14 protein-coding genes and 1 pseudogene are annotated in these 19,932 nt (G+C 71.3%); 12 read left to right on the top strand and 3 right to left on the bottom strand.

Features of this window, described 5'->3' with window-relative positions; translation table 11 throughout:
- Positions 1-153 precede the first annotated feature (153 nt).
- The 7 genes from ACFYZJ_RS05145 to ACFYZJ_RS05175 all read left to right on the top strand — a co-directional run bounded on the left by ACFYZJ_RS05145 (position 154) and on the right by ACFYZJ_RS05175 (position 15,292).
- Positions 154-636, top strand: coding sequence for an ATP-binding protein (locus ACFYZJ_RS05145; RefSeq protein WP_388562987.1), 483 nt, complete (start codon positions 154-156; stop codon positions 634-636).
- A 55-nt stretch (positions 637-691) separates the two neighbouring features.
- Positions 692-1,885: a DUF262 domain-containing protein gene (locus ACFYZJ_RS05150; protein ID WP_388562989.1), complete on the top strand. Its 1,194-nt coding sequence runs from the start codon at positions 692-694 to the stop codon at positions 1,883-1,885.
- Positions 1,878-3,032, top strand: coding sequence for a DUF3696 domain-containing protein (locus ACFYZJ_RS05155; protein WP_388562991.1), 1,155 nt, complete (start codon positions 1,878-1,880; stop codon positions 3,030-3,032). The genes ACFYZJ_RS05150 and ACFYZJ_RS05155 overlap by 8 nt, the downstream gene beginning before the upstream one ends.
- Positions 3,033-3,155: 123 nt before the next feature.
- Positions 3,156-4,004 (top strand): hypothetical protein, encoded by an 849-nt coding sequence (locus ACFYZJ_RS05160; RefSeq protein WP_388562993.1) that lies wholly within the window; start codon positions 3,156-3,158, stop codon positions 4,002-4,004.
- Between the two features lie 86 nt (positions 4,005-4,090).
- Positions 4,091-10,825, top strand: a complete 6,735-nt coding sequence (locus ACFYZJ_RS05165) for a DEAD/DEAH box helicase (protein ID WP_388562995.1) — start codon at positions 4,091-4,093, stop codon at positions 10,823-10,825.
- Positions 10,822-13,044 carry a UvrD-helicase domain-containing protein gene (locus tag ACFYZJ_RS05170; RefSeq protein WP_388562997.1) on the top strand — a complete coding sequence of 741 codons (2,223 nt, stop codon included), beginning with the start codon at positions 10,822-10,824 and terminating at the stop codon, positions 13,042-13,044. The genes ACFYZJ_RS05165 and ACFYZJ_RS05170 overlap by 4 nt, the downstream gene beginning before the upstream one ends.
- Before the next feature lie 382 nt (positions 13,045-13,426).
- Positions 13,427-15,292 carry an FUSC family protein gene (locus tag ACFYZJ_RS05175; protein WP_388562999.1) on the top strand — a complete coding sequence of 622 codons (1,866 nt, stop codon included), beginning with the start codon at positions 13,427-13,429 and terminating at the stop codon, positions 15,290-15,292.
- Positions 15,293-15,348: 56 nt separating this feature from the next.
- Here the strand turns inward: ACFYZJ_RS05175 and ACFYZJ_RS05180 are convergent, their stop codons facing one another.
- Positions 15,349-15,699 carry a hypothetical protein gene (locus ACFYZJ_RS05180; protein WP_388563001.1) on the bottom strand — a complete coding sequence of 117 codons (351 nt, stop codon included), beginning with the start codon at positions 15,697-15,699 and terminating at the stop codon, positions 15,349-15,351.
- Between the two features lie 125 nt (positions 15,700-15,824).
- Between ACFYZJ_RS05180 and ACFYZJ_RS05185 the strand changes: the two genes are divergently transcribed.
- Positions 15,825-15,998: a hypothetical protein gene (locus tag ACFYZJ_RS05185; RefSeq protein WP_388563003.1), complete on the top strand. Its 174-nt coding sequence runs from the start codon at positions 15,825-15,827 to the stop codon at positions 15,996-15,998.
- 277 nt (positions 15,999-16,275) lie between these two features.
- On the opposite strand, the gene ACFYZJ_RS05190 is transcribed toward ACFYZJ_RS05185, so the two are convergent.
- On the bottom strand, positions 16,276-16,719 hold the full coding sequence (locus ACFYZJ_RS05190; RefSeq protein WP_388563005.1) for a hypothetical protein: 444 nt from the start codon (positions 16,717-16,719) through the stop codon (positions 16,276-16,278).
- A complete protein-coding gene (locus tag ACFYZJ_RS05195) occupies positions 16,710-17,471 on the bottom strand; it encodes an ATP-binding protein (protein ID WP_388563007.1) in 762 nt (253 codons plus the stop codon). The genes ACFYZJ_RS05190 and ACFYZJ_RS05195 overlap by 10 nt, the downstream gene beginning before the upstream one ends.
- 262 nt (positions 17,472-17,733) lie before the next feature.
- Between ACFYZJ_RS05195 and ACFYZJ_RS05200 the strand changes: the two genes are divergently transcribed.
- The 4 genes and pseudogenes from ACFYZJ_RS05200 to ACFYZJ_RS05215 form a co-directional block, all read left to right on the top strand.
- On the top strand, positions 17,734-18,594 hold the full coding sequence (locus tag ACFYZJ_RS05200; RefSeq protein ID WP_388563009.1) for a helix-turn-helix domain-containing protein: 861 nt from the start codon (positions 17,734-17,736) through the stop codon (positions 18,592-18,594).
- On the top strand, positions 18,595-18,849 hold the full coding sequence (locus ACFYZJ_RS05205; RefSeq protein WP_388563011.1) for a DUF397 domain-containing protein: 255 nt from the start codon (positions 18,595-18,597) through the stop codon (positions 18,847-18,849). It abuts the gene before it with no gap.
- Between the two features lie 89 nt (positions 18,850-18,938).
- Positions 18,939-19,754: an SAM-dependent methyltransferase gene (locus ACFYZJ_RS05210; RefSeq protein WP_388563013.1), complete on the top strand. Its 816-nt coding sequence runs from the start codon at positions 18,939-18,941 to the stop codon at positions 19,752-19,754.
- A gap of 84 nt (positions 19,755-19,838) precedes the next feature.
- A pseudogene (locus ACFYZJ_RS05215) lies at positions 19,839-19,932 on the top strand (SAM-dependent methyltransferase); the annotation flags it as partial.

Raw genomic sequence — 19,932 nt, forward strand, 5'->3', positions numbered from 1 at the left:
CAACCTCCCGCGCTCCCGCCCCGCCGCACACATCGAGCGGGACCATGGTTACGGGCCGTCATCGGTACTGTCCAGTCGGTGACCGCGTACGCTGTGGCAGCGTACGTGGTGCCGGCCTGGTGAAGTGGTGCTCCCGGCGGCCACATTGGGCCCATGACCGCACCATCCGCGCCACAACAGCCGGTTACCGTACGTACGTTCGCCCAGCGCTTCAGTGCCACCCCGCTCGGCGCCCGGCTCGCCCGCCACCTCGCCCTGCACCAGCTCGACACGTGGGGGATCCCGCACGGCTCGGACGCCTCCGACACGGTGGCCGTGATCGTCGCCGAGCTGGCGGCGAACGCCGTGACCCACGGCCGCGTACCGGGGCGGGACTTCGAGCTGCGGCTCTCCCTCGTCACCGGCAGTGTGCGCGTCGAGGTCACCGACACCCGGGCCGAGGCGCGACCGCCCGCACCCGGGGCCGTACCGGCGGTGCGGCCCCTCGCCGAGGCCGGGCGCGGGCTGGTCCTCGTCGAGGCGGTCGCCGACCGGTGGGAGGTGCTGGAGCGGAAACCCGGCAAGACGGTGCGGGCCGAGGTCGACGTGGCGCGTTGGTGGGCGCTGTTCAAGCGTGTCGGCGGCGACTTCTCGTAGGGTTCCGGGCAGGCGGACCTTACAGACCTTACGGAGCCGAGGAGAACACGACACCATGGCCGGGCACGAGCAGGAGGCCGATCCCCGCGGACTGCTCTTCGAGCGCCCCGTCGAGGTCGGTGCGAACGGGCGGCCCACCGGTGTGGAGCTGGAGCTGCCGCCGGACGAGCCGGAACGGAGGAGTCGCCTCGATCCCAAGCACGTCGGCATCGAAACCGTCAACTCCACCGTCGATTCGCTGCTGGCGCGGTTGCGGGACGGTCGCCTCGACCTGGCACCGGACTTCCACCGCAGGGCCGGTATGTGGAGTGACGTCCAGCAGAGCCGCTTCGTCGAGTCGCTCCTGTTGGGTATCCCCGTAGCGCCCTTCCACATGGCCCAGCAGGGCGGCGATGTGTGGTCCGTCGTCGTGGGCATGCAGGAGCTCACCTCGATCGCGCGGTTCGTCGGCACGCCGCCGGACGGGTTGCCGCCGCTGCGGCTGGCCGGCCTGGAATACATGGGGTCCCTTGAAGGGATGACGTATCAGTATCTGTCCGGGCGGATGCGCATCCGCTTGATGGAGACTCCCGTCGTCGTCCACCTTGTCCGGCAAGCCACGCCGGACGCCGTGAAGTTCAGCGTCCTCTCGCGTGTCTGCGCCAGTGGCCCGCAGCTCGCGCCACAGGAGATCCGACACGCCATGATGCCTGGCCGGGCCCGGGCGCTGCTCGCGGATCTGGCGGAGCATCCGGCCTTCGGGCAGGCCACGGGCTTCGGCGTGTCGAATGAGCGGATGGCCGACCGGGAGCTTGTGCTGCGCTTTCTCGCCTTCCGCCTCCCCCCGTCCATGGAGTACGGGAACAAGTGGGACTTCGAGCAGTTCCTGACCGTGGCCATGCGCCAGGTCGAGGAGCTGTCGGAGGAACAACGGGAAGAGGAGTCGCTGAAGTTCAGGCGTGCCATGGAGGCCGCGTGGCGCCTCTTCGGGGACCAGGCGTTTCGCAGGTCGCTGGGGAGCAAACGAAAACTTCCGGTCAACAAAGCACTGTTCGACGCCATTTCGGTGAATCTCGCGGCTCTTGACGACCATGAGCGTAAACGGCTGGTAGCTTCGCGTGACGAAGTCCAAGCGAAGCTCATCGCGTACCTCACCAGGGACTTCGCCTTCGAACGCGCCCTTACCGTCGCTCCTGGCGACCCTGTCAACGTGGGGAAGCGGTTCGGGGTGGTGAGATGGCTTTTCAAGGGGGTACTGAGCGGTGATTGACCGGCTGACGCTGATCAACTTCAAGGCGTTCCAGCAGGCGGACATCCCGCTCGGCCCGCTCACCCTGCTCACCGGACTCAACTCCTCCGGCAAGAGCACGGTCCTGCAGGCGCTCGCGTTGCTGAGGCAGTCGTACACCTCGGGCAACCTGGGCTACCTGGACGAGGAAGCGGGCTTCCTTCTGAACGGCGAGTTCGTTGGGCTCGGTACGGGGCAGGACGTCCTGCACGACGACTTCGCCGGGGATGACCCGTTGATCACCGTGGGGGTGGCCGAGGGTCCGTACCGCTATGAGTGGACCGTCGACTACGCTCCGGAGCAGAACCTCCTGCCTCTGATGTCCGTGGCCCTGCCCGTTTCCGAGGAGGGCTCTCAATCTCCGGAGGGCGAAGCCGCCCTGACACCGGGTTACTTCAGGAACGGCTTCCAGTACCTGCACGCCGACCGCATCACCCCCACCGAGGGCTTTCCGCGCGACCATCACATGGCCGTACGGCGAGGATTCCTGGGCTCCCGCGGCGAGCACACAGTCAACTTCCTACGGCTCCACGCTCGTGAGACGGTGCCTGAGGGACCGCTGCGTCACCCGGCCGCCGCCGGTGAATTGCTTCTCGACCACGTCGCCGCCTGGATGGGCGAGTTGTGCCCGGGAGTGAACATCGAAACCGACACGATCGAGGGCATGGACTCCGTCCGGCTCTCGTACGGCTTCGGCGAGGGAGCCCTGGCGAGCCGCCACCGCCACCGCCCCGCCAACGTCGGCTTCGGCCTCACGTACGCCCTGCCCATCGTCGTCGCCTGCTTGACCGCGGCGCCCGGGACCCTCGTACTCCTGGAGAACCCGGAGGCGCACCTGCACCCGCGCGGGCAGACCAAGATGGCGGAACTGGCCGCCGCGTCCGCGGCGCAGGGCGCCCAGCTCGTCGTCGAGACGCACAGCGACCACGTCCTCAACGGCATGCGGCTCGCGGTCAAGCGCGGGCTCCTCGCCCCCGAGCAGGCGGTCATCCACTACTTCCGCAGCGCCGGCGACGGCTCCGGCGCGGAGGTGATCAGCCCGCGCCTCGACCATGACGGCCTGCTCGACCAGTGGCCGAAGGGCTTCTTCGACGAGATGGACCACGTGCTGGACCAGCTCCTCACCTGACCCGGGCCCGTCCGCCGCCCACTCCCGCACCGCGCCATAGTCCAGGGGGGACCTGTGCCGCTGCTGTTTCTGAACGACAAGACCTGCCCGTCCGCGTGCGATGCGCGACGCGCCAGCCGTGCCATGACGGAGTTCGTGAAGACGGCGGTGTCGGTGGGGCAGCTGGACGGCAAGACAGCGGTGGTGAGCAAGGTGCCCCTGCCGGAGCTGGAGATCATCGAGGGATATCCGGTCGGCAAGTGGCTCGGGGACGACCGGGGCAACCCCGACTGGTGGCGACGGCTCAAGCGACTGCAGAGCATGTACCCGTACAGGACCGTCTATCCCGAGGGGCTGGACGCCGCCGGTGTCGAGTACCAGTACGAGGGCGTTGAGGTGGAGGGGCTCGGCGCCGCCCACCTGATGGGCGGGCTCGGCATCTCCCTGCCGGTCGACAGCCGGTGGGACGCCACGACGCTCACCCTCGACCGGCTGACGCTCATCGACGCGGATGGCGAGCCCGAGGTCAGCCAGGTCGACATCCGGCACGTGTCCGAGCCGGGGCATGTGGCGGCCCACCTCGTCTGGATCAGGGACTTCCGCGACACCGCCGCCCGCAGCGGCGCCGAGCTGTGGGAGAAGCGCGCCACGATCTGCCCCAGCCTCCAGTTCCTGGAGCGTGCGGAGAAGCAGCTGCGGACCCTGCCCCACGACTCCGTCGCCACCGTCCGCAAGCGGCTGCTGGAGCTGGAGGAGAAGGTCGTGGAATGGGCCGCGAACCCGGAGCTGCGGCTGCCGAACTGGGGAGAGGACGTGCGCGGGGAGCACGAGACGCGGGAGCGGCTGTGCTGGTTCACCGACTGGGACGGCGAGCGGGCGCTCTTCGAGTGGCACACCGACTTCCGCCCCGAGCCCGGCCGGATCCACTTCCGGCACGTGAAGGAGGAGCGCACCATCCGCATCGCCCACATCGGCAGGAAGCTCGGCGCCTGAAGCGACCGACTCGAAGGTCCCGGACCGGTGGGTGTCCCTTACGGTGGGTGTGCACATCATGATCCAGCGCCGAAGGGGGACCGCGCGTGCGACCGACACTCGCCGCCGAGCAGGTGCGCGCCAGCCTGAGCCAGTACCTGGCGACCACGTACGCACTGGCGGACGAGTCCACGCGGCGGGCCCTGCAGGAGTTCCTCGGCGATCCGGACGACGGCATCTTCCGGGGGCCGTACCTGCGGATCCGCACTCCGTTCCGGACCGCCGTGGACGAGGGATGGCGGCAGCACCTGGAGTGGTACCCCGAGGGCTTCCGGCCGCACCGGCACCAGGCCCTCGCCTGGCAGCGGCTGTCCACCCTGCACGGGGCCGCCGAGCCCACACTCGTCACCACCGGCACCGGATCCGGCAAGACCGAGTCCTTCCTGATCCCGGTCCTCGACCACTGCCTGCGGGCGCGCACCGCCGGGCAGGACGGGGTGAAAGCCCTGCTCCTGTACCCCATGAACGCGCTCGCCACCGACCAGGCCCAGCGCATCAACGACCGCATCGACACCGACCCGAGGCTGAAGGCAGCTGGCGTGCGAGCCGGCCTCTACATCGGCGACACGCCCTCGCGCACCTTCAAAGAGTCGTCACCCGGGATCGCCGTCGACCGTGACGAGATCCGGCGCACCCGGCCCGACATCCTCATCACCAACTACAAGATGCTCGACCTGCTGCTCCAACGGCCCGAGGACCGGCAGCTGTGGCAGGGCGGATCACTCGCGTACGTCGTCCTCGACGAGTTCCACACCTACGACGGGGCGCAGGGCACCGACGTGGCGATGCTGCTGCGCAGGCTCGGCGCGGTGACCGGACTGGCCGAGGACGGGCGGCCGCTCGGGCCGGTGTGCCCCGTCGCGACCTCCGCCACGCTCGGCGAGTCCGGCACGGCCGGGGGCACCATGCTGGAGGTCGCCGAGCAGGTCTTCGGCGTGCCGTTCCCGCCCGAGGCCGTGGTGGGCGAGTCCCGGCGCAGCGTCGAGGAGTTCGTGGCGGAGACCGACTTCTCGCTGCCCTTCCCCGCACCGCACCAGGTCGCCGGACTCGGCGATCCCACCCGCGACCAGCAGGCCCTGGACCGGTTGATCGCGGAGTTCACCGGCAGATCCGGACTGTCCCCGGCCGAGCTGGGGGACAGACTGCGGCGGCACCGGCTGACCGCCATCGTGCTGGAGATCCTGGACGGCAGGCCCCGTACCTACGCGGAGATCATGGAGTTCCTGCCCCGGCTCGCCCCCCACTGGGGCATGGCCGTGCAGCAGCATCCCCAGATCGCGGCACAGGCCCTCGCCCGGTACGTGGCGCTGCTGTCCATGGCCCGCAACCCGGACGACCCGGGACAGCCCCTGCTGTCCATCGAGGTCCACCACTGGGTGCGGTCCGTCTCGCGCGTCCTGCGCGGGATCACGCCCGCCCGGGCCGAGTTCCGCTGGGACGACGAGCGGATCACCGCCAAGGGGCGCCTCGCGCGCGAACAGATCGAGGAGCCGTCCGACTCGGCGAGCGGGTCGGTCCCGGAGGAAGCGGCGCCCCTTCCCGCCGACGACAGCGCGCCCCGGCCGGCCGAGGTGTTCCTGCCGGCCGTCTTCTGCCGCGAGTGCGGCCGCTCCGGTTGGGCGGCGCTCTCCCCGGAGACCGACGCCGCCGACCTCGACCTGAACGCGAGCAAGATCCGCCAGGCCTCGGTCGGCCGGGACAGGCGCCGGGTACGGAACATGATCGCGGCCTTCGAGACCGAGGCGTACGAGGTGGCCTTCGTCAAGGAGAAGCCGCGCAGCGGGGCCACCGTCATGGTGCTCGACGGGGACGGGGGACGGCTGCGGCCCCTGTCGCCCGAGAGCGACTTCGAGCCCCCGCAGGACGGCACGGGGCCGCGAGCCGCCAAGACGCTGCAGAACGCCGCGTTCGTCTGGGTCGACCTCGCCGGGGACCGAGCCGCGGAGACCGACCAGTGCCCGTTCTGCCGGACCTTCAACGCCATCCGCTATCTCGGTACCGGCCTCGCGGCCCTCGCGGCGGCCTCCATCACCCAGCTGTTCACCGGCAAGGAGCTGGACGAGAGCATCGGGGAGAACAAGACCCTCCTCTTCAACGACTCCGTCCAGGACGCCGCCCACCGCGCCGGATACGTCGCCAGCCGCTCCTACACCTTCTCCTTCCGCTCGCTGCTCGCCAGCCGGATCGAGGAGGACGACTGGATCACGCTGAGCGACCTCGCGGCGGACATCGTCGGCGAGGTCGTCGACAGCAAGAAGGTGCAGGTCGCCGTCGTACCGCCCGACCTGCACGTGTTCCGGGGAGTCGACACGCTGCTCGCCGGGCGCAGCCGCGGATCGAGGGCCACCTGGGGACTCATCGCCGAACGGCTGGCGTTCGCCGCCGTGTTGGAGTTCGGACTCAGATCCCGCCAGGGCCGCACCCTGGAGCTGACCCGGACCGTGGCCACCGACGTGCCGCTGGCCGACCCCGACGGCGTCGCCGACATCGTGCGGGAACTGCTGCACACGACGCCCGGAGACATAGCGCTGCCGGACGGTTCCGTGCCCGGCCCCGACGAGTTCGTGGGCTACGTCCGCGGGCTCCTGGAGCGGCTGCGCACCCGGGGCGCGATCCGGCACGCGTGGCTGGACCCGTGGCTGGCGGAGGCGGGTGTACGGCGCTGGCAGATCACCGGGGGGAGGACGCCGGGCATGCCCGCCTTCCCCCGCGGCGTCTCGGCCCCCGCCTTCCTGCTCGGCAGCCCGAAGAAGGGCAGCGACGACTTCGACGTGCTGACCGGCCGCCTCGGCTGGTACCAGGACTGGACGATGCGTGCCCTGGGCCTGCGCAACCGCGATGCCGCCAACGACTTCCTTGTACGCCTGCTGCCCGCCCTCACCGAGGCCGACGTGCTGTCCGCGCGCACCGCCAAGGACGGCAGCACTCGGATCTACGGCCTCCAGCCCGGCCACGTCCGGGTCCGCAAGCTCGCCGACGACGTCGTCACCGAGGCGGGCGTCCACTGCGACCGCTGCTCCTGGCAGCGGACCGTCCACCCCGACCTGGTCGACCACTGGCACGGGCAGGCGTGCCCCCGCTACCAGTGCGGAGGTCACCTCAGGTCGGGTGACGGGACCCTGCGCCGACGGGACTTCACCGACGACTTCTACCGGCGCATGTACCGCGAGGCCGGGGTGTTCACCATCAACACCGCCGAGCACACGAGCACCCTGGACCGCCGTAAGCGGGAGGCCGTCGAGCAGGCCTTCCGGGAGGGAACCGAGGCCCACTACGCCAACCCGCAGGTGCTGTCCTGCACGCCGACCCTCGAACTAGGCATCGACATCGGCGACCTGTCGGCCGTGGTGCTCGCCTCGCTGCCCAAGGGCCCGGCGAACTACGTCCAGCGGGTGGGCCGCGCCGGCCGCACCACCGGCAACGCCTACCTGCTCACCATGGTCGACAGGGGACCGCGCGACCGGTACTACCTGGAAGATCCCAAGCAGATGATCGCCGGCGAGATCCAGCCCCCGGGCTGTTACCTGTCGGCCGTGGAGATCCTGCGCCGCCAGTACCTCGCCCACCTGCTGGACGTCGTCGCCGCCAAAGAGCTCCTGTCGGCCGACAGCGACCGGGTACCGGTGTCCCCGATGCCACGCCGGGCCGACGAGCTTTTCGACGACTCCGGGTGGCTGACGGAGTTTCAGCAAGCCGCGCTGGCCGACGCGGAACGGCTGGTCAAGAGGTTCCTCGCGCTCTTCCCGCCGTACGACGAGAAGCGCGGAACCGGCCTGAGCCCCGAAGCCGCCGCCGCTGTCGAGGAGTTCGCGGCCAAGGGACTGAGGGACGCTCTCGACCGGGCGCGACAGCAGTGGAACCTGCGCCGCAGCGACCTGCAGCACCGCAGCGACGCGATCATCAAGGCCATGGACGAGCTGGTCGCCGGCGACCCCGAGCACGACCGGCAGCGGCGGGAACTGCGCGCCGAGCTGCGGGCGGTGGGCCGCAGCGGCAGGGAGATCAGCAGCAGCACCGCGCACTCCGCCCTCGTCGACCTGGGCCTGCTGCCCAACTACAGCCTCGTCGACTCCACCACCGAACTCGAGGCCACCCTCCTGTGGAAGGAGGAGGAGAACGGAGAGACCCGCCACAAGAGCAAGGTGCTCCGCTACGACCGCACCGCGCGTTTCGCGCTGACGGACTTCGCGCCCGGCAACCACTACTACGTCCAGGGCTACAAGCACCGCATCACCGGCCTCGACATCGGCAGCCCGAAACGGCCCGCCTGGCTGTGGTGGCGGATCTGCCCCGACTGCGGCTACGTCCGCACCCACCAGGCCGAGCAGGACCCCTCCGCCTGCCCGCGCTGCGCGTCCCCGGCCATCGGTGACGTCGGCTGCCTGCACAAGGTGCTCGTGCCGCACCGCGTCCACGCCCGGGACCAGCGCGACGACGCCCGGGTGCGGGACGACACCGACGAGCGGGAACGGCGGCACTACACCGTCGTACCGGCCGTCGACATCCCGCGGGACAAGGTGGTCGAGGCGTACAAGCACAGGGACAAGAACGTCACCTTCGGGTGGGAGTTCACCCGGGAGGCGGTGATCCGGCACATCAACGTCGGTGCCCTGCGCGTGGACGGCGGCACCGAGGACGCCTTCGCCGGGCGCAGGGTGCGGCTCAACCCCTTCTGGGTGTGCGACTCCTGCGGCTACGCCGACCCGGACGGAGGGCCGTCGCAGGACGACGCGCTGATCCCGGCCAAGGCGGCCACGTACCACCGCCCGTGGTGCCCCAGGGTCCGCGCAGGCCTCGACACGCGTTCCCAGCGGCAGGGCGTCCGGCTGCTGCTCGCGCACGAACTGCGCACCGAGGCCCTGCGCATCCTCATCCCTGCCGTCACCGCCCACACCCAGGAGCGGCTCGTCTCCTTCAAGGCGGCGCTCCTCGCGGGCATCGCACGCTCCTACGGCGGCGACCCCGACCATCTGGAGGTCGTCACCGACTCCATGCCCGATCGCGAGAGCGGCGACCCCGACGTGCGCCGGCACTTCCTCGTCCTCTACGACACGCTGCCCGGCGGCACCGGCTATCTGCACCGCCTCGCCGGAGGGGACGGGCTGCGCGAGGTGCTCGCCCTGGCCCGGGAGACCATCGAGACGTGCGTGTGCCGTGACGAGGGGCGGCGCGCCTGCCACCGCTGCCTGCTGCGCCACGTCGAGGACAGCGAGTACGAGCTGGCCTCCCGCGAGCAGGCGCTCGATATCCTCGGTGAACTCTTCGGCCCCGACGGCGGCCGGTGGGGGGCCGAGCGTGTGGCCACCACGCAGGACATCACCCTGGTGCCCCAGATGGAGAGCGAGCTGGAGGCGCTGTTCCGGCGCGGCCTGCTGGAGTGGGCGGGCCGGGACGACGTGGCCGAGGCGAGCGTCCGCACGGCGGTGACCGCGGACGGCCGGCGCAGCACCGAACTGCGCCTGACCGCGCCCGACGGGACCGTCACCCGCTGGCAGATGGAGACCCAGGTCGACTGCGGCTTCACCCGCCCGGACGTCGTGTTCACGCGGCTGGACGAGGACCAGCCGCACGTCGCCGTCTACCTCGACGGCTACCGCCACCACGCCAGCCCCGAACGCAACCGGGTCGCCCTCGACGCGGCCAGGCGTACCCGGCTGCGGGCACTGGGCCGGCAGGTGTTCCAGCTGACCTGGGACGACGTACAGGTGTGGACAGGGCGGCGCAAACCGCCCGCCGACCCCGTCTGGACGCCGTACCAGAACACCGCACAGCGGACCGCCCTGGACATCCACAGGCGGCTGCACAGCGGCGACACGCGGGACCTGCCGCGCCTCGTGTGGGCCAACCCGGTGGACACGCTGATCGGCTACCTGACCCGTCCCGATGCCGAGTTGTGGCGGCACCGCGCGCAGAGCGCTCTCGCCGGGTTCGCCGCCGTGGCCGCCACCAGCCGCGCCCTCGCCGACGGCTCCGCCATCGGCGAGCGGATCGGCGAGGCCCTGCGCGGGCAGCGGCTGGCCGGGGGCAAGGGTGCCGTGCAGGTGATGGCGACCCGGGACGCCAGTGGCTGCCCGCTGACCATCGTCCTCGACCTGCGCCGGGGCCAGGCGGGCGCGGTCTGGTCGGCGGCCACCGTGCTCGACGACGGCCCGGAAGCCATGGCCGACGAGGCCGCCCACCGGCGGCGCTGGCAGGCCTGGCTGTACTGGACGAACCTGCTGCAGTTCCTCAACGAGGGGAACGGCGACGGGATGCAGCTCGTCACGAGCACCCTGTCCGGCTTCGACGTGGCGGAGCTGGCGGTCACCGGCGGGGCGGGGTGGCTGAGCTCGCAGCGGCGGGCGGCCGCCGAGGAGAACGAGGGCGAAGCCGGCTCCGTGGCCGAGGCGCGGCCCGTCACGGTGGGGGCGGCCGAACCTGGGACGCCACGCGATCCCGGCTGGTCCGAGGTCATCGCCTACCTCGTCACCGGCGAGCCGGGCCTGGCCGAGCTCGCAGGCGCTCTCGCCGACCGTGGCGTGCCCGTCCCCGAGGCGGGCTACGAACTCGGCGCCGCCGCCTGGACCGCCGAACTCGCCTGGCCGGCCCGGCGGGTCGCAGTGGTGCTCGCCCACAGGCCACCCGTCGGCGAAACCAAGGACATCGAGGCCGAACGGCGCGACCAGGCCTACGCGGAAGCGGGCTGGCAGTTCCGCACCGCGCTCGAATGGGACGCCGAGGAGTTGGCCGCGCTGCTCCTCGACGGCCGTGACCGGAACGAGGACGAGGAGCAGGACGCATGACCGGGGGCGCCACGCTGCGGCTGTTCGAGAAGGCTGAGCGGGAACTTCAGGCGCTGGACACGAAAACCCTGGAGGAGGTCTACCGGTTCCAGCGCGACTTCCGGCGCAACCCGCACGAGGGCCTGTTTCCCCGGGAGGCGTTGCGGGGCGACGGCCGTCTGTGGGCCGTGGCCCTCGGCCCGGACTCCGACCACCGGGCGCTGCTGCTGCGGCTCGCCGAGGACGACTGGCTGCTGATCTCGGTCAAGCACCGCGACGAGGTACGGCAGCACGCCGACCGGCTCGCCTACGGCATCAACCGGATCACCGGTGCGATCGAGTACGTCGACCTCCACAAGGCGGAGAACGAGGTGCGGTCCACCGCGGATCCCGCCCGACCGGCCGCGGACGTACCGTTCTTCGCGGATCTGGGCGGGGAGAAGCTGGCCGGACTCGGTGTCGCCGAACCCCTCATCCCGATCGTTCTCAAGCTCACCACGGAGGAAGAGATCAGGGCGCTCGCAGAGATCGCCCCCCGGCACACCCGCGAGGTGCTGCTCCGGCTGTGCGACGGATTCCCGTACGAGGAGGTGAGGGATCACGTCACCGAGCCGGTCGCGGTGAAACCGGACGCGCTGGACCCCGAGGACTGGCAGTCGGCCGCGGGCCGTTCCCAGGCCGTGGTCATCACCGACGACGAGTCCCTGCAGAGCATCATCGAGGAAGGCGACTTCGGCCGCTGGAAGGTCTTCCTGCACCCCACCCAGGAGAAGCTGGTGCGCCGGCAGTACTCCGGGGCGGCCCGGGTCAGCGGCGGCCCCGGCACCGGCAAGACGATCGTGGCGCTCCACCGGGTCAAACACCTGGTCGAACGGCTGGGCCCAGGCCACAACAAGCCCGTCCTGCTCACCACCTTCAACAAGAACCTCGCCGCCGACCTGCGCGCCCGCCTGCTGTCGCTCGGCGGCCCGCAGACCGTGGCCCGGGTCGACATCGTCCACGTCGACCAGCTCGCCACCCGCGTGGTGCGGGAGTCCGACCCGGGCAGCACCAAGCGGCGCATCGAGGACGCCCAGGCGCTCCGGGAGTGGCGTGCGCTCCTGGTGGAGGCCGGTGAGCACCGCTGGGACGCCGAGTTCCTCTGCGACGAGTGGAACCAGGTGATCCTCGGCCAGGCCGTGCGCTCCCGCTCCGACTACTTCCAGGTGCGCCGGGCCGGGCGTGGCCGCAACCTCAACCGCGCCGAGCGCGCCCAGGTCTGGCAGCTCGCCGAGCGCTTCACCCAGCGACTCGAGCTCAAGGGCCTGGAGACCCACCGGCAGGTCGCCGAGCGGGCGGCCCGGCTGGAGATGGACCGCAAGGAGAAGATCGACAAGCGCCGGCGCGAGAGAGACGAGCGGGGCGGACTGGCCAACGTCCACGTGGAATCCGGCTCCGGAGCCTTCCTGCGCTACCGCTACCGGCACATCGTCGTCGACGAGGCCCAGGACCTGAGCGCCGCCCACTGGAAGATGCTGCGGGCCATGGTCCCGATCGGCCCGAACGACATCTTCCTCGTCGGCGACACCCACCAGCGCATCTACGACAACCAGGTCACCCTCGGCAGCCTCGGCATCAACATCCGGGGGCGGTCCTCCCGGCTGACGCTCAGCTACCGCACGACGTGGGAGATCCTCCGCGACGCCACGCGGGTCCTGCAGGGGGCGCAGTACGACGACCTCGACGGGGACACGGACAGCCTGGAGGGATACCGCTCGGTGCTCCACGGCGGACGCCCGGTGCTGCGCGGCGCCGACAGCTGGGACGAGGAACTCGACGCCATCGCCGGACAGGTGCGCTCGTGGGACAGGATTCCGCGCGAGTCCGTCGCCGTGTGCGTGCCCACCAACGACATGGCCTCGGACGTGGAGCGGCGCCTGGCCCGGCACGGGATCCCGTCGACGGTGATGACCAGGGAGGGACTGCCGAGGAACGAGGGCGTCCACATCGGCACGATGTACCGCTTCAAGGGTCTCGAGTACCAGGCCATGATCGTCGCCGGAGTGTCGGAAGGACTCGTCCCGCGTGCGTCCATCGACAGCTGGGAACACACCGACCCCCTCCGCCACCGCCGCGAACTGCAGCGCGCCCGCTCGCTCCTGTTCGTCGCCGCGACCAGGGCCCGCGACGCCCTGGCGGTGTTCTGGCACGGGGAGCCGAGCCGCTTCCTGGCGCCGTTGGGAGTGTCGAACAAGCCTTGACGTCAACAGGATTGGGCCCTTTGCGAATTCTGCACCGTCTCAGCTCCATGCGAGCCTGACGCTTGGGGCACCGCCTCGGAGCCGACGGCCGTCCGGACCTCCGGATGAGAGAACTCCATGGCATGCTCGTGCTCCAGGAGGAAGCGGCGACCCGCGGACGCGGACCATGATCTCGCGCCGTACAACCGGACAAGAGGCATCGGCCCAGCCGAAAAGGGGCCACCGCCATTGCGTTCATAAAGAACACGCCCCCGCCCGCCCTTTCACACCACCGAAACGTCCACGTTCCCTTCGTTCCTGCAACACGCCCTACCGTTGACCCCACACCGCCCGGCCACCGGCGCCCGAAGGCACACCCCGCCCTCGTCCGGACAGGAGCCCCGTGTCGCGTCCCGTGTTCGCCCTGCCCCCCTGGCTCGCCCACGCCCTGCGTGCCCAGCGCGGTCCCGTGCCCTGGAGTGCCGTCGTCCGGGGTGCGCTCGCCGCGGGCCCGCTGCTGGCGGCCGCCCTGCTCGTCGGGCGTACCTCGGCGGGTGTCCTCGCCGCCCTCGGGGCCATGCTCGCCGGGATCAACGACCGGCCCGGCAGCCGTCGGGCGTCCGTGCGGCGGCTCGGAGTACCCGCGCTCGCGGGGGCCGGCGGACTGCTCGCCGGGACCTACGCCGGGCAGCACACCGGAGCCGTCCTCCTCACTCTCGTGCTCACCGTCCTCGGACTCGTCGCCGGAGCCGTCAGCGCCGTAGGACCCGTCGCCTCCGGCGCCGGTACGCAACTGCTCGTCGGCGCGGCCATCGGAGCCGGGATGCCGCTGCCCGAGAGCGGCTGGCAGCGGGCCCTCGCCTTCCTCGCCGGCGCCGGCTGGCTGCTCGCGCTGCGCCTCGTACTGCCCACACCCGGCGCGACCACCGGCGACTACCGCTTCGACGGGGAACGGGACGCCGTCGCGGGGGTGTACGACGCCATCGGCGACCTGTTGCTCGCCTCCGGCACTTCGGACGCCACCGCGCGGAGGGCGGCCCTGACCGCCGCCCTCGACCACGCCCAGGACGCCCTCGCCGGGCCCCGGCTGCGGCGGTACGCGTCCTCTTCCGCCGAACGGCGCCTGCACGCGCAGTACACCGCGGCTCTGCCCCTCGCCGAGGCCGCCACCGCCCTCGCCTGGGCCGGAGACCCCGTCCCCGCGCGGGCAGCGGAGGGGCCGCGCCGCCTCGCCGCAGCCGTACGCGGCAACACGCACACCGGGCCCCTGCCCGCGCCCACCCGCAACGCCCCCGCGCTGCGCGCCCTCGACGACGCCCTCCTGCACGCCGCCGACACCTTCGACCGGGGTGGCGACGGACACAGCCTGCACACCCGGCGCCGTACGGCCACCTCCGTGCTGCGCACCGTCCTGGGCGCCGGGGGACGTGAGTACGGACTGCGCGTCGCCCTCAGCTTCGGCGCCGGCGCCGCCATCGCGCAGGCCCTCCACCGCACCCACTGGTACGGGCACCACGCCCACTGGTACTGGCTGCCCGCCACCGCCGTCTTCCTCGTCAAGCCCGACCTCGGGCCGCTGGTCTCCCGCGTGCTGTGCCGGGCGGCCGGGACGGTGTTGGGTGCCGTCGTCTTCGCGGCCCTTGCCGCCGTCGTGCCCCGGCCGGCGGGGCTCGTCACACTCGTGGCGCTGTGCGGGGCGCTCGTCCCGGTCGCCACGCGGCACTTCGCCGCGCAGACCGCCGTCGTCACCGTCCTCGTCCTCGCCCTGGTCATGGTCGGCGGCGAGTCGCAGGCCTCCTGGAGCCGGATCGGGGAGACGCTGCTGGCCTGCGGGATCGTGCTGCTCGTCGGGCACCTGCCGGCGCCGGGGCAGCGCGGCGGCACGGTACGGGCCCGGCTGGTGCGCGCGGTGGACGCCGCACACGCGTACCTCACGCATGTTCTGACCCGGGAGGAGGACCGCGCCGGGCGCTGGGCGCTGCGCCGCGAGGCCTACCGCGCGCTGGCCGAGGCCCGCCTCGCGATCGACCTCGCCGCCGCCGAACACCCCATGCTGGCCCGGCACACCGAGGGCACGGACAAGGTGGCCGTCACGCTCGAACGGCTCGTCGACACCACCACCGCCTGCGCCGTGCACCTGGACGACAGCGGACGTCTCACGCCCCGGCACCGCCAACGGCTCACCGAGCTCCTCGACGAACTGGCCGAGCGCCGTGCGCACGCCGGACTGGGCCCGGAGGAAACCCCGCGGCTGCCCCTGGCGGGGTAGCCGGAAGCCGTCCCGGCTTTCGGCGGGCCCACCCGGCATCGGGCGCCGCGGCCGCGTCACCGCTGCTTGACCGCGGGATCCGCGGGGTCCGCGGTGTCGGCGGTGTCTGCGGTGTCTGCGGTGTCTGCGGTGTCGGCGGTGTCTGCGGTGTCGGCGGTGTCCGCGGTGTCCGCGGTGTCCGCGGTGTCTGCGGTGTCCGCGGTGTCTGCGGTGTCCGCGGTGTCCGCGGTGTCCGCGGTGTCTGCGGTGTCCGCGGTGTCTGCGGTGTCCGCGGTGTCCGCGGTGTCCGCGGTGTCCGCGGTGTCTGCGAGGTCCGCGGTGTCCGAGGAATTCCCGCGGTCGTTGCGCGGAGGATCTCCGGCTGGGGCAAATCGGGCCGCTCCTGCTGATTCACCGCGATTTCGCATGGGACGCGTGTCAAATGCGTCTCACTAGCGCCACTTAACGCGCCGTTCACCCAGGGGTATGCGTTTAACTCTATGAGCCGACCGTGATCGGCTCGCCGAGACACGGTGTTGCAAGGAGGTGCAGGGTGAACGGGCGAACAGTGCTGGCGCGCTTTCCCGCCGGCGGGCCGCGAGGCTCGTGGCCGGCGGAGGAGTTCGCGCAGGCGCGGCGCCTGGAGGGGCAGCCCGCGGAGGTCGTGATGGACCTGGTGACGGACGCGTTCCTGGTGGTCGTGCGGGGGGCCGACGCCGCCGAGTGATCGCGTCGCCCGATTCGGCAAAGGCGCGTGCGTCCATATGTCAGGGCACGCGTTCGTGCATTCGTCAGGCACGCGTTCGTGCATTCATGCGAGGTACGCGTTCGTCCATTCGCCAGGCACGCGTGCGTACATTCATGCGAGGTACGCGTGCGCGCATTCTCGTCAGGTACGCGTGCGCGCATTCGCCAGGGACCCATGCACGCATTCGTCACACACGTGTGCGTGCGTGCGGCGTACCGTCACGCGCGCGGCGCCACGCGATGATGTGGCCGAACAGTCACGCGCTGATCGGACGTGCCCATGCCGGAGTGGCGCCCGTGGCCCAGCACAGTGCCAGGTACAGGGGGATCGGCGGGGTGTACGGCACGCTGTCGTCCGCACGGTGGATGAGCTCGGGGACGCCATGCGGGTCCGGGACGAGCGCGCCGCGGGTGTACCGGGCGGGTGCCGGCCAGTCCAGCGCGGCGTCGGAGTCGGACGGCACGATCCACCACCAGTCGGTCCGGTCGGCGTACACACAGCCCAGCCGCGGCAGTCTGGGCAGCACCAGCGGCCCGTAACGGGCGGGTACTGCGACCGCGTCGCAGCCGAGCGGCACCGTCATGTCGTCGGGCAGAAGGAGCCGTCCCGACGCCGCGCCGGACGCCTGCCGCGCCCGGTCGAGGCGGGCCAGCGAGTCCAGGGTCAGGACTCCTGGGGTCTGCCTCCCCCTCACAGCCATGCGGTCCCCGTCCCCAGGGACGGCTCCGCCCCGGAGACCCGACCCTCCGTCGGGGGCCGCTTCGCGCTCCAGCCGAGGTCGAAGCGCGCACCGCCGTCCGTGGGCGGCTTCCTGGCGCTCCAGCCCTGGTCGGACCGCGCCGTCGCGCGTTCTCCGCTGGGGTCCGGTCGTGCCGTCGCCCCCTCCCGCGCCCGGGACCTGTCGCCGGAACACGACAGGTCCCGGGACGGCTGCGTCGGGCGGGGGAGTCGGGTGGGCGTCGACTGGTCGGTCCCGCGCGCCAGTTCGGCCCAGACCAGCAGCCCGGATCCCGCCTCCTGGGCTCCCCAGGCGCGGCACAGGGCCGAGACGAGAAGCAATCCCCTCCCGTGCTCCTCCTCGGGGCGCTGCGGCGCGGGCCGAGGTTCGCCGGGGGCGCATCCCTCGTCGCGCACGGCTATGCGCACCAGGTCGTCCTCGTCGTGCAGTTCACACACGACGTGCTCCCCGGCGGTGTGCACGATCGCGTTGGTGACCAGTTCGGAGACGACCAGGACGGCCGTGTCGCAGGTGTCCTCGCACACCTCCCAGCGGGCCAGCCGGGCACGCGTCAGCTGCCGGGCCCGTGTGACGGAGCCCGGATGCGCGGCCAGCTCGAAGCGGAACCGACGTTCGGTGGCCGCGCCGGGGCGCAGCCCTGAGGCGCTACCCGGGCCGGACCGGTCTGCGGGGGCGTCTGTTCCTAACGACGCGGGCGGAATCACGCTTGCCACTATCGCCGTGACATGAACACTTGGCAAGGGCCACTCTGAAAATTGCAGAGTGCTGTGTGACTCCGAGAAGGGGCATGGCACACTTCTCGCAACGGCACGCCGAAGGGCGCCAGTTGGGATCCGAGGTACGGGCGTACGAGTCCGGGGCCCGCATCGAAAGTCCGTGAACCGTAATCGAACATGCACGGGTGGCGGTGCGGAAACAATTCGAACAGTGCCACCCCGGGCAGTCAGCGCCCAGAACGACGGGAGGAGGTGCGAGGTGAGCGAGCCGCGCTCCGCGCCTACGGTCGGCCAGGTCGTCCTCGGCCGACGCCTGCTGGACCTACGTGAACGTGCGGGACTCAAGCGGGAGGAGGCTGCGCGCATCCTGCGTGTCGCACCCGCCACCGTGCGCCGTATGGAGACCGCCGAGGTCACCCTCAAGATCCCGTACCTGCAACTCCTGCTGAAGGCCTACGGGGTGAGCGACGAGGAGGCCGAGGCCTTCGCCCAACTGGCCGAGGAGGCCAACAGGCCGGGCTGGTGGCAGCGGTTTCACGACATTCTTCCGGGCTGGTTCTCGATGTACGTCAGCCTGGAGGGCGCGGCCGCGCTCATCCGCCAGTACGAACCCCACTTCGTACCCGGCATCATGCAGACCGAGGAGTACGCGCGAGGCGTCCTGAAGTCGGGCGCCGTCGGGCAGACCAGACCCGAGGACATCGAGCGTCACGTGGCGTTGCGCATGCAGCGTCAGGAGCTGCTCACGCGCGACGACGCACCCCGTATCTGGGCCCTGATGGACGAGACCGCGCTACGCCGCCCGGTCGGGGGCCCAGCGGTCATGCGAGCCCAGATCGAACGGCTGCTGGAAGTGATGCGGCTGCCTCATGTGACGCTGCAGGTGCTCGAGTTCTCCTCGGGTCCGCACCCCGGAACCTACGGGCCCTTCGTTCTGTTCCGCTTCGCCATGCCCGAACTGCCGGACATGGTCTACAGCGAGTACCTGACCGGCGCCGTCTACCTGGACGCGCGCACCGAGGTGGCGACCCACCTCGAGGTCATGGACCGCATGGCGGCCCAGGCCGCCCCTGCACAACGCACGAAGGAGATCCTCGAGGATCTCCGCAAGGAGCTGTGAATGGACCGCATCACCGCGCGCCAACGCGTCTACAACGGCATGCCGGCCCGTGAACTGGGCAGCGAGGGCTGGCACAAGCCGTGGAGCGGAGGCAATGGCGGCAACTGCCTGGAGGCGATGAAGCTCCCCGACGGCCGGATCGCAGTCCGTCAGTCCACGGACCCCGACGGGCCCGCGCTGATCTACACCTCCGACGAAATGACCGCATTCATCGAAGGCGCCAAGGCGGGGGAGGCGGACTTCCTGCTGTCATAGCCACGTTGTTGACCCCCATGTTTTTATCCGCACCACCAATTTGGCGTTCAGTTGACCACTGAGTTCCCCAGACACTTACGGAGTTCCTCATGACCGGGCAGGACCCCGCCCAGGACGCCGTCGTCATCGATACGAGCAAGCCGCACCCCGCGCGCATGTACGACTGGTACCTCGGCGGGAAGGACAACTACCCCGTCGACGAGGAGATGGGGCGGCAGATGCTCGCCCTCGACCCGAGGGTGCCGGTGATGGCACGCGTCAACCGCGCGTTCATGCACCGCGCGACCCGCTGGCTCGCCCGCAACGGCGTGCGGCAGTTCCTGGACATCGGCACGGGCATCCCGACCGAACCGAACCTGCACCAGATAGCTCAGCGGATCGCGCCGGACGCACGCGTCGTCTACTGCGACAACGACCCGATCGTGCTGGCGCACGCGGCTGCCCTGCTGCGCAGCACGCCCGGGGGCGTGACCGAGTACCTGCAGGCCGACGTCCGGGACCCCGCGACCATCGTGCAGGGAGCCAGGAAGGTCCTGGACTTCTCCCGGCCCGTGGCACTGTCCCTTGTCGCACTGCTGCACTTCGTCTCCGACGAGGACGGCGCACACGACCTGGTCGGCCGGCTGCTGTCCGAACTGCCGTCCGGCAGCTACCTGGTGATGACCCACGCCACGGCCGACTTCACACCGGAGGAGTCGGCGGCGGCCACGGAGAAGCTCAAGGCGGCCGGGGTCACGCTGGCGCTCCGCTCCCGCGAGGAGTTCACCCGCTTCTTCGACGGCCTCGACCTCGTCGACCCCGGCGTCGAGGTGGTCCACAAATGGCACCCGGAACTCGGCGATCCGGTCCCGGGCCAGGACGACGGGGTCATCCCCGGGTACGGGGCGGTGGGGCGCAAGGGATAGGCCGACGGCAGGGCCGGGGCACACGGCGCGGCCCGCCGGCGCCGCAGCGGTCACGACCGGTGGGCGCCCGGCAGGGCCCTCACCGGGGTCACGCTGGCGCTCCGCTCCCGCGAGGAGTTCACCCGCTTCTTCGACGGCCTCGACCTCGTCGACCCCGGCGTCGAGGTGGTCCACAAAT

Source organism: Streptomyces sp. NPDC001848 (genome assembly GCF_042891915.1).
In the GTDB taxonomy this organism is placed as follows: Bacteria; Actinomycetota; Actinomycetes; order Streptomycetales; family Streptomycetaceae; genus Streptomyces.

Excerpts from the sequence above, each read along its gene's own strand:
- ACFYZJ_RS05145 (WP_388562987.1), top strand. The coding sequence starts at position 154 with ATGACCGCACCATCCGCGCCACAACAGCCGGTTACCGTACGTACGTTC.
- ACFYZJ_RS05150 (WP_388562989.1), top strand. The coding sequence starts at position 692 with ATGGCCGGGCACGAGCAGGAGGCCGATCCCCGCGGACTGCTCTTCGAG.
- ACFYZJ_RS05160 (WP_388562993.1), top strand. The coding sequence starts at position 3,156 with ATGACGGAGTTCGTGAAGACGGCGGTGTCGGTGGGGCAGCTGGACGGC.
- ACFYZJ_RS05170 (WP_388562997.1), top strand. The coding sequence starts at position 10,822 with ATGACCGGGGGCGCCACGCTGCGGCTGTTCGAGAAGGCTGAGCGGGAA.
- ACFYZJ_RS05180 (WP_388563001.1), bottom strand. The coding sequence starts at position 15,699 with ATGCGAAATCGCGGTGAATCAGCAGGAGCGGCCCGATTTGCCCCAGCC.
- ACFYZJ_RS05190 (WP_388563005.1), bottom strand. The coding sequence starts at position 16,719 with ATGGCTGTGAGGGGGAGGCAGACCCCAGGAGTCCTGACCCTGGACTCG.
- ACFYZJ_RS05205 (WP_388563011.1), top strand. The coding sequence starts at position 18,595 with ATGGACCGCATCACCGCGCGCCAACGCGTCTACAACGGCATGCCGGCC.
- ACFYZJ_RS05210 (WP_388563013.1), top strand. The coding sequence starts at position 18,939 with ATGACCGGGCAGGACCCCGCCCAGGACGCCGTCGTCATCGATACGAGC.